This is a genomic window from Sphingopyxis sp. DBS4 (assembly GCF_024628865.1).
In the GTDB taxonomy this organism is placed as follows: domain Bacteria; phylum Pseudomonadota; class Alphaproteobacteria; order Sphingomonadales; family Sphingomonadaceae; genus Sphingopyxis.
Map to the genome: position 1 here is coordinate 1,505,053 of NZ_CP102384.1, position 13,466 is coordinate 1,518,518.

Here is a 13,466-nt window from a genome sequence, read left to right on the forward strand (position 1 = left end):
CTGATTTTCGCCGTCGGCGCGCTTGCCGCCGCCGGTCCCGTGAAGGCGGCCGTCGACGATGGCGCCACACTGGCGGCGCTGGCGGATGCGCGGCTGGCCGAGGAAGCGAACGATCCGGTCGCGGCGCTGGCGGCGCTGACCCACGTCGCGAGCGCGGCGCCCGAGTTGCCCGGGCTGCGCGGCCGGATGCTCGAACAGGCGATTCAAGCGGGCGACCTGTCCGCCGCGCGCAGCGCCGCGCTTCGGCTGTGGCAGGGCGGCGACCGGCGTTTCGACGCCCAACTCGTGCTTGTCGTCGATGCGATGCGGCGTGCGGACTGGAAGGGCGCGCGCGATTATCTGAACGGCCGGTCCGACAAGGCCGGCGGCGATGCGATCGCCCGGCTGATACTCCCGGCCTTTCAGAGCTGGATCGACGTCGGCGCGCGGGAAAAAATACCCGAGCGGCATTTGCTCGCCGCGGCCAGTAAGGGACGCCCCGAACCAGCGCTGGAACTGGAAGCGGCCCTGGTTCAACTTGCGGCGAAGCGGCCGGCGGAGGCGGTGGCGCTGGCCGCCCGGACCACCCCGACCGATCGGATGAGCCAGCTCGTCGCACTGCGCCTTGCGGCAACATTCGCCGCGATGGGCGAGGGGGAGGCAGCCGACGCGCTACGCGGGCGGATCGCGCTGGCGGCGGGCGGGCGTGAAGATCCGATGCTGCTGCTTCCCGACCAGCCGGTGTCGACGCCGCGCGGCGGGATGGCGCATTGGCTCGCGCTGCTCGGCGACGGCTTCGCGCGGATGCCGAATGGCAACGCCAGACTGTCGCTACTGTTCGGGCGCGCCGCCTTCTGGCTCGACGACCGCGATTGGGCGGTGCGCTCGGCGCTCGTAGAATCGCTCGATCGCGCCGAGCAGGAAAGCGATGCTGCGGCACTATTGATGGGTGGCCGCGCGCCGATTCCGCCCGTACTTCAGATGCGCCGCGCCGAATTGATGGCCGATGCGGGCGACCTTGCGGGGGCGACCGCGCTTGCCGAAGCGGCGGCAAAGGCCTCTCCGGCGCGCAGCCTGTTCGCGCGCTTCGCCGACATCGCGCGGCGCGCCGACGACCGTGAAGCAACGGCGCGCGCTTATGCCGGAATCGAGGCGACGCTGGGCGATGGGCCCGAGGATCGCGCGCTGCGCGGAAATCTGCTCATTGCGCGCGCCGAACTGCGGTTGCAGGCTGATGATTGGGATGGCGCGTCGGCGCTGATCGAGCAGGCGGTCGCGCTGCGTCCCGACGACGCGGCGGTGCTCAATTTCGCGGGCTATTCGGCAATCGAACGGCGCAAGGATGTCGCGCAGGCGCTCGCGCGGATCGAGGCGGCGTGGCAGGCCGAGCCGCAGGATGCCGCGATCACCGATTCGCTCGGCTGGGCCTATTTCCTTACCGGGCGGACCGCCGACGCGGTCCCGCTGCTCGAAAAGGCGCAGGCGAGCGAGCCCGGCAATGCGGTGATCGTCGAGCATCTGGGCGATGCCTATTGGCTGGCGGGGCGCAAGTTCCAGGCGCGCTACACGTGGCGCGCGGCGGCATTGCTCGCCGAGGCCGATATGGCGGCGCGGATTGCGGCCAAGCTGCGCGACGGGCTGACGACCGCGACGACGGCGCCGTGATGACTGTCCTTCGCGAAACCGGCTGGGCAAAGATCAATCTGGCGCTGCATATCCGCGCCCGGCGTCCCGATGGCTATCATGAGATCGAGACCTTGTTTGCATTCGTCGATGCGGGCGATGCGCTGGCTGTCGAGGTGGCCGACGCCGACCGGCTGATCCTCGACGGCGAATTTGCCGAAGGATTGTCGGACGGCGCCGATAATCTGGTGCGGCGCGTGCTAGCGCTGATACGCGAACGTTATGGCGCGGAGCGCGTGCCGCCGCTGGCGATCCGGCTGACCAAGCGCTTGCCCGTGGCGGCGGGGATCGGCGGCGGGTCGGCCGATGCCGCGGCGATGGCGCGGCTGTTGCGGCGGCATTTCCTGCCCGAAATCGGCGATGCCCCGCTGGCGCGGCTGGTCGCGCCGCTCGGCGCCGATATCGCGGCCTGCGTCGCGAGCGCCACCTGCCTCGGCACCGGCGTCGGCGAGCAGTTGAGCGCGGCGCCGGAACTCGCGCTGAGCGGAACGCCGGTGCTGCTCGTGAATCCGCGCCAACCCGTAGCGACGGGGCCGGTGTTCGCGGCGTGGGACGGCGTCGATCGTGGGCCGCTGTTTACCGGCGCCGATCTGCGCGCGCAGCTTTTCGCGTCGCGCAACGATTTGCAGCGCCCCGCAATTGCCCAGTGCCCCGCGATCGTCGATATGCTGACCGAACTGGGCGCGCTGAAGCCTTGGCTTGCGCGTATGTCCGGCTCGGGCGCGACCTGCTTCGCGCTGTTCGATGCTCCCGCCGGGCGCGATGCGGCAGCGGCGCGGCTTGTGGCGAGCCATCCGCACTGGTGGCAGCTTGCAGGAGCGCTCAGATGAGCGAGGCGTGGCGGCAATTGGGAGCACCGCGCGCGGGCGGCGTGCTGCTGATCGGCGATCATGCTTCTGCGCATGTGCCGGAGGACATCGACCTTGGCATCGATCCGGCGCTGCTCCGCAATCATATCGCGATCGACATCGGCGTCGCCGAGGTGGCGGCGCTGCTGGTCGAGGCGGCTGCGGTCGATGCCGCGATCCTCGGCGGCGTGTCGCGGCTCGTCGTCGACTGCAATCGCGACGAGGATTCGCCCGGCGCGATCCCGATCGCCAGCGACGGGCATGCCATACCCGGAAACGCACTCGATCATGACGGCCGCGAGGCCCGGCTTGCTCGCTTCTTCCGTCCCTATCACGACCATATCGCCGCGACGATTGCGGCGCATCGCCCGGCGATGATCTTGTCGCTCCACAGCTTCACGCCATCGCTGGCGAGCGATCCGAACCAGGCGCGACCGTGGCAGGTCGGGGTGCTCTATAATGAGGATGACCGACTTGCGGGGCCGGCCATCGCCTCCTTGCGAGGCGAGGGGCTGACCGTCGGCGATCAGCTTCCCTATTCGGGCAAGCTGCTCAACGCGACGATGAACCGCCATGCGGAGGCGAACGCCATTCCCTATGTCGGGATCGAGATGCGGCAGGATCTGGTCGGCGATGCGGCGGGGCGGGCGCTGTTCGCCGAGCGGCTCGCAACAATGTGTAAGAATATATCGTTGAAACTGCCCGCATAGGCGTGTAGAGGCGCTTCCACTCGCTAATTATTGAAATAATATTCTCAGGAACTCTCCAAATGGCTTCTTATCGTTCCCGCACCACCACCCATGGCCGCAACATGGCGGGCGCGCGCGGGCTCTGGCGCGCGACGGGGATGAAGGACGGCGATTTCGGCAAGCCGATCATCGCGGTGGTCAACAGCTTCACCCAGTTCGTTCCCGGCCATGTTCACCTGAAGGACCTCGGCCAGATGGTCGCGCGCGAGATCGAGGCGGCGGGCGGGGTCGCCAAGGAATTCAATACGATCGCGGTCGATGACGGCATCGCCATGGGCCATGACGGGATGCTCTATAGCCTGCCGAGCCGCGACCTGATCGCCGACAGCGTCGAATATATGGTCAATGCCCATTGCGCCGATGCGATGGTGTGCATCTCCAACTGCGACAAGATCACGCCGGGGATGCTGATGGCGGCGCTGCGGATCAATATCCCGGTCGTGTTCGTGTCGGGCGGGCCGATGGAGGCGGGCAAGGTCGTGCTGAAGGGCAAGGAGGTCGCGCTCGACCTGGTCGATGCGATGGTCGCCGCCGCCGACGAAAAATACAGCGATGCCGAGGTGACCGCGATCGAACAGGCGGCGTGCCCGACCTGCGGAAGCTGTTCGGGCATGTTCACCGCCAATTCGATGAACTGCCTGACCGAGGCGCTGGGGCTGTCGCTGCCGGGCAACGGTTCGACGCTGGCGACGCACGCCGACCGCAAGGCGCTGTTCCTGCGCGCGGGACGGATGATCGTCGAGATGTGCCGCCGCCATTATGAGGAGGGCGACGACCGCGTGCTGCCGCGCACGATCGCGAGTTTCGAGGCGTTTGAGAATGCGATGAGCCTCGACATCGCGATGGGCGGGTCGACCAACACCGTGCTCCATCTGCTCGCCGCCGCGCATGAGGCGGGGGTCGATTTCACCATGACCGACATCGACCGGCTGTCGCGCCGCGTTCCCTGCCTGTCGAAGGTCGCGCCGGCGAAGCAGGACGTCCATATGGAGGACGTCCACCGCGCCGGCGGCATCATGGCGATCCTCGGCCAGCTCGAGCGCGCTGGGCTGCTCCACGCGCATCTGCCGACCGTGCATAGCGCGACACTGGGTGATGCGCTCAACAAATGGGATATTTCGCGCACCAACGATCCCGATGTGCAGACCTTCTTCATGGCGGCCCCCGGCGGCGTGCCGACGCAGACCGCGTTCAGCCAGGACCGGCGCTGGGATTCGCTCGACCTCGACCGCGAGGCGGGGGTGATCCGCTCGGCGGAGCATGCGTTCAGCAAGGACGGCGGGCTTGCCGTGCTGTCGGGCAATATCGCGCTCGACGGCTGCATCGTGAAGACTGCCGGGGTCGACGAATCGATCCTGAAATTCGCAGGGCCGGCCAAAGTTTATGAAAGCCAGGACGCCGCGGTTGCGGGCATATTGACCGGGCAGGTCGAGGCGGGCGATGTCGTCGTCATCCGTTACGAAGGGCCGAGGGGCGGACCGGGAATGCAGGAAATGCTCTATCCGACGAGCTATTTGAAATCGAAGGGGCTTGGTGCCGCCTGTGCGCTGATCACGGACGGACGCTTTTCGGGCGGCACCTCGGGCCTGTCGATCGGCCATGTCTCGCCCGAGGCGGCGGAAGGCGGCGCGATCGGGCTGGTCGAGAATGGCGACCTGATCGAGATCGACATTCCGGGGCGGAGCATCAAGCTGGTCCTTTCCGACGCGGAACTCGCGGCGCGGCGCGCGGCGATGGAAGCGAGGGGCGACGATGCGTGGCAGCCCGCCAAGGCGCGTCCGCGCAAGGTTTCGGTAGCACTTCAGGCCTATGCGGCGATGACGACCAGCGCCGCGCGCGGCGCGGTGCGCGACCTGTCGCAGTTGAAGGGCAAAAGATGAAGAAACTCGGGGGCTTGATCGCGGTCTTGCTTGTCGCGGGCTGCAACGGCGGCCCCGATAATGGCAAGCTTGCCGAGGCCGAAGCGCGCGGCAGCAAGGAAGCGGCGCTCGACGGCCTTATCGACTGCGCGCTCGAAGGCGCGAAGGCGTTCGACCGCGACTGCACGATCACCGAAATGACCGGCGCCGACGGCACCGTGCTGGTGGTCGGCAAGACGGACGTCGGATACCGCCGCCTGCAAATCGCGACCGACGGCCGCGGGGTGGTATCGGCCGATGGCGCCGAGCCTGCGAAAGTGACGATCGTCGGGGACGGGATGATCGAGGTTGCGGTGGGGAGCGACCGTTATCGACTGCCCGCGAATACGGGCGGGGCAAAGTAATCCACTCGTCATTGCGAGCGCAGCGAAACAATCCAGAGTGCCGTAAATCGCCCTGGATTGTTTCGCTGCGCTCGCAATGACGATTCCCATGGATGGTTCGATGTTCTAAACTGCGCCTATGCCCGTTCCCGCCGATGCTCCCGTCTTTCCAAGCAACATCATGCGTGCGGCCGAAGCGCGGTGCGTGGGGCTGGGGACGTCGCTTTCGGAGTTGATGGAACGCGCGGGCGTGGCGGTGGCCGACATTGCCTGGCGTATGGCGGCCGGAGGGCCGATCCTCGTTCTCTGCGGGCCGGGGAACAATGGCGGCGACGGCTACGTCGCCGCGCGGATTCTCACGGCGCGGGGCGCGGCGGTTCGGGTGGCCGCGCTGGCGCCGCCCGCAACCGATCTGGCGCAGGTGGCGCGGCGGCGCTGGACCGGCCCCGTAGAGCCGCTCGGTCCCGATACCGCCCCGGCGCCGCTGATCGTGGATGCGCTGTTCGGAATGGGCCTGTCGCGGCCGCTGTCGGACGAGCTGTTCGACATCCTAAGGGGATTTGCCGGGTTGCGTGTAGTGGCCGTCGACGTTCCGAGCGGAGTCGATAGTGACGGGGTCGCGCCATGGTTGCCGCCACTCCCCGCTGATGTCACGGTCGCACTGGGGGCGCTGAAGTTCGCGCATGTACTGCTGCCGTCTGCCGCGGCTTGCGGCCGCGTTCTGCTTGCGCCGATCGGGATCGAACCCGATCGGCGGATCCGGACACTGCCTAAGCCGGTCAGCGGTATACCCTCTGCAGACGCGCATAAGTTCAGCCGCGGCATGGTACTGGTGCGGGCCGGGGCGATGCCGGGTGCGGCCGGGCTGGCCGCGGCGTCGGCGCTCCGCGCGGGGGCGGGCTATGTCGTGCTCAGCGGGTCCGGCACCCCGCCGTTCGCGGCCCTGATCGCGGAAGATGGGGGGGGCTATGCCGAGCGGCTAGGTGACAAACGGCTGGGCGCTGTCATTCTGGGGCCGGGCTATCCGTCTGGCGGCGATCTTGATTCCGATGTGGCGGCGGCGCTGGACAGCGGCAAGCCGGTCGTCCTCGATGCGAGCGCTATCCTGTCCGCGCTCCCGCGCCTTGGCGGCGGGACGAGGGCTATATTGACACCGCACGAGGGGGAGTTCGCGCGGGCCTTTCCGGACATCGAGGGCGACAAGATACATCGCGCGATGGCGGCCGCTGCGCGGACGCGGGCTGTGGTCATCTACAAGGGTGCGGACACGGTTGTTGCAGCTCCCGACGGGCGCGTCGTCGCGGCGTGGCCGGGGAGCCCCTGGCTCGCGACCGCGGGAACGGGCGATGTGCTGGCGGGGGCGTGCGGGGCGATGCTCGCGGGCGGCGGCGACGCGTTCGATGCGGCGGTCGCGGCGGTGGGCTGGCATATCGCCGCCGCGCGCCGTATAGGCCCCGGCCTTGTGGCCGATGATCTGATGTGGGACTGATATGAACGACAGCGCGCTGATCGAGCGCATCGCCGCGCGCGGCGATGGCGTGACCGCCGACGGGCGCCATGTCGCTGGCGCGGTGCCCGGCGATCATATCACGGCCGACGGGACGCTGGTGCCGGGACCGAACCGCGCCGAGCCGGTGTGCCGCCATTTCGGCAAATGCGGCGGCTGCCAGTTGCAGCATGTGTCCGAAGCCGCGCTCGCCGACTTCGTGCAGAGCCGCGTCGTGGGTGCGCTCGAGGGGCAGCAGATCGCGGCGGGGGAGGTGTTGCCCGCCTTGTTGTCGCCGCCGCAAAGCCGACGCCGCGCGGCGCTCACCGCGTTCAAGATCGGCAGGCAGGTCGCGCTCGGCTTCAACGCAGCGCAGAGCAACCAGATCGTCGACATGCGCATGTGTCCGCTGCTGGTGCCCGAACTGTTCGCGCTCGTCGCCCCGATCCGCGCTTTGCTGGACGGCATCGCGCCGCAGCGGCGCCCGGTGAAGGTCAAGCTGCAGATGCTCGATCAGGGTGCCGAGGTGGTGCTGGAGGGGGTGCGGGCGGAAGGGCTCGACGCGGCGATGGCGTTGCAGGATTTTGCGGGCGATCATGCGTTGGCGCGCCTCGCTGTCGATCAGGGCGACGGGCTCGAAACCGTGTGGCAGCCCGAGCCGCCGACCGCGCATTTCGGGACCATTGGCGTCGAGGTGCCGCCCTTCGCTTTCCTGCAGGCGACGGCGGCGGGGCAGGCGGCGCTCGTCGAGGCGGTGCGCGATGCGATCGGCGACGCGGCAGCGGTCGCCGACCTGTTCGCGGGGGTCGGCACCTTCGCGCTGTCGGTGCAGGCGGGACGAAAGGTCTATGCCGCCGAGGGCGCGCGCGATGCGATCGCGGCGCTGACCGGCGCGGCGAACCGCGCGCGGGCGTTGGTCGCGACCGAGCATCGCGATCTGTTCCGGCGGCCGCTGGTGCCCGCGGAACTCGATCGCTTCGGTGCGGTGATCCTCGACCCGCCGCGCGCGGGAGCCGAGGAGCAGGTGAAGCAGATCGCGGCGTCGAAGGTGCCCGCGATTGCCTATGTGAGCTGCAATCCCGCGAGCTTTGCGCGCGATGCGAAGCTGCTGGTACAGGGCGGCTACCGGCTCGACTGGGTGCGGCCCGTCGGGCAGTTCCGCTGGTCGACGCATGTCGAACTGGCGGGGCGTTTTTCGCGATAGACCTTCGCCCCCGCCTGCGCGGGGGCGACGTCTTCTCAATGCACCACGAAACCGATGAAGGCGTGCAGGCAGAGCGCGATCAGCGCGAGGCTCGCCAGCGCGAACACCGCGAAGCGCCACATCACGCGATTGACCGTCGCCTGAATCAGGCTGTGGAGGATGCGCAGGCCGACATAGGCCCAGGCGATCTGCGTGTTGAGGCCGCCGCCCATGCCGCCGACCGCGAGCGCCAGCGCGACGGCGTAGAAGACCGTCGGCTGTTCCATCAGATGGTTGTAATTATGAGCCTTCCACTGGACTTCGGCGGGCAGCACCTCGTCGAGGCCGCGGCCCGTCGTGCCGACAAGATTCTTGGCGTCGATTTTCGCTCGGCCCATCGCGGGGATACGCGTCGCGTACATCCACACCCACATGACCATCGACCAGAGCGCGAGCGTCGCGACCGGTCCCAATATGGCGTTCGTTTCCATGGTTTTCCCCTCAGCCCAAGGTTGCGATCACGGCGAGCAGCGCCAGCGCGAACAGGCACAGCGTCGACAGCAGGAACAGGGTGAAGCGGACCGGAATCCGGTTCACCGTCACCTGCCAGAGGCTGTGGACGATGCGGATGACGACATAGGCCCAGGCGAGCCCGCGCGTGAGGCCGGTGTTGCCGCCCGACAGGTGCAGGAAGATGATCGTCGCATAGAAGATCGTCGGCTGTTCGAGCAGGTGGGTGTAATTGTGCGACTTCCAGTTCACCGCGGGCGGCAGGACGCCTTCCAGATCGGCGCCGCGGCCGCCGGGCGGCGCGGTCTTGAGGTCGACCCCCATTTTCTTGAGCGCCGGCAGGCGCGTCGCGGCGACCCATACGGCCATCACGAGCGTCCACAGGACGAGCACCGCACCGGGCGCGAGCAGGCTTTGTGACATGAGCATCCCCCTTTTTCGATTTGCGGGGATGCTAGGGCGCGCGCGCCAATATGCAACGGGGGATGTTCAACCCCGCCGCGCCGCCAGTTCGGCGCGGATCGCCTCGCCGTCGCCGTCGATGCGCGGCGCATAGCCAAGGTCGCGCGGCGCCGCGGCGCCATATTTGACCGGCGGCCGCATCTCGAAAAAGGCGCCCACGTCAGGATGTTCGCGAGGGCGAAAGAAATCGGTCGCGGCAAGATGGGGATCGTTGCGGATATCGTCGAGGTCGCGAACCCGCATCGCGGGAATGTCGTTGGCCGCGAAGATTTCCAGCCATTCGGCGGTGGTCTTCGCGGGCGTCCGGCGCGCGACCTCCGTATAGATCAACGCCATGGGCTGGCCCTTCGCCTTGGCCTCCTCATAGGCCGGCGAGGTAAGCAGATCCTCGCTGCCGAGCAGTCCCATCAGTCGCGCAGTCGATGTGGGCGTATAGGGGACGATCGCGATATGGCCGTCCTTGGTGGGGAAGGGCTGGCGCGTCGGGTCGAGCTGACGCGGATAGCCTGCCGGACCGATCGCGGGGTCGAGTGTTGCATCGCACAGATGCTCGGTCAGCATGAAGGCGGTGAAGCATTCGAACATCGGCACCGCGACCTCCTGTCCTTCGCCGGTGCGCAGCTTGTGGACGAGCGCGGCGAGGATCGCCTGGGCGCCGAAATGGCCCGCAATCTTGTCGGCGATCAGCGATGGGAAATAGCGCGGGCGGGGATTGCCGTCGGCGCGGGGAAGCAGGCTGGTCGTCCCGCTCGCTGCCTGGATCACGTCATCATAGGCCTGAAGGTCGGCGTAGGGGCCGTCCTGGCCGAAACCGGTGCCGTGGACATAGATGATTTCGGGCTTGATCGCCTTGCAGCTTTCATAATCGAAGCCGAGCCGCGCGATCGCCTTGCCGCGGATGTTGTGGAAGAAGACGTCGCCGGTCGCGATCAGGTCGCGCAATGTCGCGGCATCGTCGGGTTTCTTGAGGTCGAGCGCGATCGAGCGCTTGCCGCGGTTCACGGTGAGGTGGATCGACCCCATCGTCGGGTCGGGCCTGCCGTTGCCGAGATAGCGTGACACGTCGCCGAGGCCGGGCGTCTCGACCTTGATCACTTCGGCGCCGAGGTCGGCGAGCATCTGCGTCGCATAGGGACCGAAGATGACCGTCGTAAGGTCGATGATCCTGATTCCCTCGAGCATCGCCATCACCGTTCCTTCTCCCGGAGTTTCGAATGGCGATGCCCGAACGCGGGGGCTTTGTCACCCCGCCCAGAAATCAGATTGGGGAATCAGATGACGCCGAGCGACTGCATCGCTTCGGCGACCCGGACGAAGCCCGCGATATTGGCGCCGAGGACATAATTGCCCGGCGCGCTATATTCGTCGGCGGTCGCGGCGCAATTGTCGTGGATGCCGCGCATGATCTGCGCCAGCCGCGCTTCGGTCTGGTCGAAGGTCCAGCTGTCGCGCGAGGCATTTTGCTGCATTTCGAGCGCCGAGGTTGCGACGCCGCCGGCGTTCGCGGCCTTGCCCGGCGCGAACATCACGCCGTTCTGGTGGAACAGGTCGACCGCGTCGGGGGTCGAGGGCATGTTGGCGCCTTCGCCGACGACCTGAACGCCGTTCCTGATCAGCGTTGTCGCGTCCTTGCCGGTGAGTTCGTTCTGTGTCGCGCAGGGGAGCGCGACGTCGCACGCGACATCCCAGATCGACCCGCCCTCGATATAATGGGCACCGGCACCCTTCATGCGAACATAGTCGGACAGGCGCTCGCGGCGGACTTCCTTGATCTCCTTGAGGAGCGCAAGGTCGATGCCGCCTTCGTCGAGGACATAGCCGTTGGAATCGGAGCAGGCGAGGACCCGGCCGTCGAACTGCTGCACCTTCTCGATGGCATAGATGGCGACGTTGCCTGAGCCCGAAACGACGACGCGCTTGCCGTCGAGCGTCGCGCCCTTGGTCGCCAGCATCTGCTGGACGAAATAGACGAGGCCGAAGCCGGTCGCCTCGGTCCGCGCGCGCGATCCGCCGTAGACGAGGCCCTTGCCGGTCAGCACGCCCGCCTCGTAGCGGTTGGTGAGCCGTTTGTACTGGCCGAACATATAGCCGATCTCGCGCCCGCCGACGCCGATGTCGCCCGCGGGAACGTCGGTATATTCGCCGAGGTGGCGTTGCAGCTCGGTCATGAAGGCCTGGCAGAAGCGCATGATCTCGCCGTCCGAGCGCCCGCGCGGGTTGAAGTCGGACCCGCCCTTGCCGCCGCCGATCGGCATGCCGGTCAGCGCATTCTTGAAAATCTGTTCGAACCCCAGGAATTTGATGATGCCGAGGTTGACCGACGGGTGAAAGCGGATGCCGCCCTTATAGGGGCCGAGCGCCGAGTTGAACTGGACGCGGAAGCCGCGGTTGATCTGGACCTGGCCGCTATCGTCGACCCAGGGAACGCGAAAGATGATCTGCCGCTCCGGTTCGCAAATCCGCTCGATCAGCGCGTGGTGCGCATATTCGGGATGTTTGGCGACGACGCGCCCGAGGCTTTCCAGAACTTCGTGGACCGCCTGGTGGAATTCGGCTTCCCCGGCGTTACGGCGCAATACTTCATCAAGAACCGGCTGCAACTTTTCATCAATCTTGCTCAAAACATCCTCCTGACTGCATGAATCGAACGGGCGTGTGGACGATGCACGGCTGGGCCGCAAGGCTGTGGGGCAGGAAAAATGGCTTGATTGGAACCTGTTCGCCGAAAAGACCGTGGTTCTGAAGCGCGATCTGCTCAGGCACAAGCACCGCGTTCCCCTTCTCGTCATCCCGGCGAAGGCGGGGATCTCGCCGGTACGTCAGGCCGAGAAGGCGAGATCCCGGCCTTCGCCGGGATGACGATTCCAGCCGCGCGGCGAGTCAAGAAAAAGGCCGGTTCGCGCATGGCGAACCGGCCTTTTGAAGCGGGTATCCGGCGCGCTTTAGAAGAGCTTGGTCACCGTCGCGCTGCGGCGCTCCTGTTCGACTTCGCCGGTGTAGAGGCTCGCCATCGGTTCGTCGCTGACGACGTGGATTTCCTCGGCGCCGAAGCCGTTGAACCTGGTCCGCATCGCGCAGCCATAGGCGCCGAGCATCCCGATCTCGATGAAATCGCCCGCCTTGACGTCCGCCGGCAGGTAGAAAGGGCCCGCCATATGATCGAGGTCGTCGCACGTCGGACCGTAGAAGCTGAACGCAGTCATTTCGGCTTCGCCCGCAGCTTCGCGCAGCAAGGTCACCGGAAAGCGCCAGCCGACATGCGCGGCGTCGAACAGCGCGCCATAGGCGCCGTCGTTGATATAGAGCTCGTCGCCGCGGCGCTTTTCGACCCGCACGATCAGCGAGCTGTATTCGGCCGACAGCGCACGGCCCGGTTCGCACCAGAGCTCGGCCGAATAGCTGATCGGCAGGCTTTCGAAGCTGCGGTGGATCGTGTCGAAATAGGCGCCGAGCGGCGGGGGCTCCATGCCCGGATAGGTCGAGGGGAAGCCGCCGCCGACGTCGATGATGTCGACCGTCACCGCCGCCGCGACGATCGCGGCGCGGACGCGTTCCATCGCCTGCGCATAGGCGTGCGGGGTCATCGCCTGGCTGCCGACATGGAAGCAGATGCCGAGCGCGTCGGCCGCCTGACGGGTCGCCATCAACAGTTCGGCGACTTCGTCGGGCTCGGCACCGAACTTGGCGGCGAGGCTGAGCTTCGAATGATCGGACGAGACGCGCAGGCGCACGAGCAGGTTGAGGTCGGCGGCGCCTTCGGTCGCGCGAACGATCTTCTGAAGCTCGTCCATCGTGTCGAGCGAGAAGGTGCGCACGCCATGCTTCCAATAGGCTTCGGAAATCGCTTCCTCGGCCTTCACCGGGTGCATGAAGCAGAGCGTCGCTTGCGGCAGGGTGCGCGCAACAAGCCGGACCTCGGCAATCGAGGCCACGTCATAATGGGTGACGCCCGAATCCCAGAGGATGCGCAGCAAGTCGGGCGACGGATTCGCCTTGACCGCGTACATGGTCGTGCCGGGGAATCGCTCGATGAAGAAACGCGCTGCGCGCGCCGCGGCGTGCGGACGGACAAGCGTGACAGGTTCGACCGGCGAAAGTGCCTGAATCAGCCCGTGGGCGCTATGATGCTGGTGCAACTCAAGGGACCCCCAAAAATAACGTTAAACATCCAAGGCTGCCTTGCGGTTATTGGAAGTCCCCCTGGGGCAGCGGAGGGCGATATATGCAGGGGTGTTCCCCCTGTAAAGACCCTATCGCGCAATTTTGTAACGCGGCGGCGACACAAGCGCCGAAACGAGGCCGGGCTGCGCCGAAGGGGGGGGAA

13 protein-coding genes are annotated in these 13,466 nt (G+C 67.1%); 8 read left to right on the forward strand and 5 right to left on the reverse strand.

The genetic code is table 11. The features are described 5' to 3' along the window. Positions 1-39: 39 nt before the first annotated feature. From NP825_RS06985 to NP825_RS07015, 7 genes are all read left to right on the forward strand, one after another. Complete coding sequence (locus NP825_RS06985) at positions 40-1,644, forward strand: tetratricopeptide repeat protein (protein WP_257549794.1); 1,605 nt, start codon at positions 40-42, stop codon at positions 1,642-1,644. Further along, positions 1,644-2,492: a 4-(cytidine 5'-diphospho)-2-C-methyl-D-erythritol kinase gene (locus tag NP825_RS06990; RefSeq protein ID WP_257549796.1), complete on the forward strand. Its 849-nt coding sequence runs from the start codon at positions 1,644-1,646 to the stop codon at positions 2,490-2,492. Before NP825_RS06985 ends, NP825_RS06990 begins: the two co-directional genes overlap by 1 nt. Further along, a complete protein-coding gene (locus NP825_RS06995) occupies positions 2,489-3,220 on the forward strand; it encodes an N-formylglutamate amidohydrolase (protein WP_257549798.1) in 732 nt (243 codons plus the stop codon). Before NP825_RS06990 ends, NP825_RS06995 begins: the two co-directional genes overlap by 4 nt. A gap of 59 nt (positions 3,221-3,279) precedes the next feature. Beyond that, positions 3,280-5,139 carry a dihydroxy-acid dehydratase gene (gene ilvD, locus NP825_RS07000; RefSeq protein WP_257549800.1) on the forward strand — a complete coding sequence of 620 codons (1,860 nt, stop codon included), beginning with the start codon at positions 3,280-3,282 and terminating at the stop codon, positions 5,137-5,139. Beyond that, positions 5,136-5,522 (forward strand): hypothetical protein, encoded by a 387-nt coding sequence (locus NP825_RS07005; protein ID WP_257549802.1) that lies wholly within the window; start codon positions 5,136-5,138, stop codon positions 5,520-5,522. Before ilvD ends, NP825_RS07005 begins: the two co-directional genes overlap by 4 nt. A gap of 160 nt (positions 5,523-5,682) precedes the next feature. Beyond that, positions 5,683-6,990, forward strand: coding sequence for an NAD(P)H-hydrate epimerase (locus tag NP825_RS07010; RefSeq protein ID WP_257549804.1), 1,308 nt, complete (start codon positions 5,683-5,685; stop codon positions 6,988-6,990). 1 nt (position 6,991) lies between these two features. After that, a complete protein-coding gene (locus NP825_RS07015; RefSeq protein ID WP_257549806.1) occupies positions 6,992-8,191 on the forward strand; it encodes a class I SAM-dependent RNA methyltransferase in 1,200 nt (399 codons plus the stop codon). Between the two features lie 35 nt (positions 8,192-8,226). Here NP825_RS07015 and NP825_RS07020 read toward each other — a convergent pair whose 3' ends face one another. The 4 genes from NP825_RS07020 to gdhA form a co-directional block, all read right to left on the reverse strand. Next, positions 8,227-8,661 (reverse strand): MAPEG family protein, encoded by a 435-nt coding sequence (locus tag NP825_RS07020; protein ID WP_257549809.1) that lies wholly within the window; start codon positions 8,659-8,661, stop codon positions 8,227-8,229. A gap of 10 nt (positions 8,662-8,671) precedes the next feature. Beyond that, a complete protein-coding gene (locus NP825_RS07025; protein WP_257549811.1) occupies positions 8,672-9,103 on the reverse strand; it encodes an MAPEG family protein in 432 nt (143 codons plus the stop codon). Positions 9,104-9,169: 66 nt separating this feature from the next. After that, a complete protein-coding gene (locus tag NP825_RS07030) occupies positions 9,170-10,330 on the reverse strand; it encodes a CaiB/BaiF CoA-transferase family protein (RefSeq protein WP_257549813.1) in 1,161 nt (386 codons plus the stop codon). An 83-nt stretch (positions 10,331-10,413) separates the two neighbouring features. Next, a complete protein-coding gene (gdhA, locus tag NP825_RS07035; protein WP_257549815.1) occupies positions 10,414-11,763 on the reverse strand; it encodes an NADP-specific glutamate dehydrogenase in 1,350 nt (449 codons plus the stop codon). A 34-nt stretch (positions 11,764-11,797) separates the two neighbouring features. On the opposite strand from gdhA, the gene NP825_RS07040 reads away from it, so the two are divergent. Next, entirely contained in the window at positions 11,798-12,001 is a 204-nt protein-coding gene (locus NP825_RS07040; protein ID WP_257549817.1) for a hypothetical protein, read from the forward strand. Between the two features lie 83 nt (positions 12,002-12,084). On the opposite strand, the gene NP825_RS07045 is transcribed toward NP825_RS07040, so the two are convergent. Beyond that, entirely contained in the window at positions 12,085-13,278 is a 1,194-nt protein-coding gene (locus tag NP825_RS07045) for a type III PLP-dependent enzyme (protein ID WP_257549820.1), read from the reverse strand. Positions 13,279-13,466: the final 188 nt, after the last annotated feature.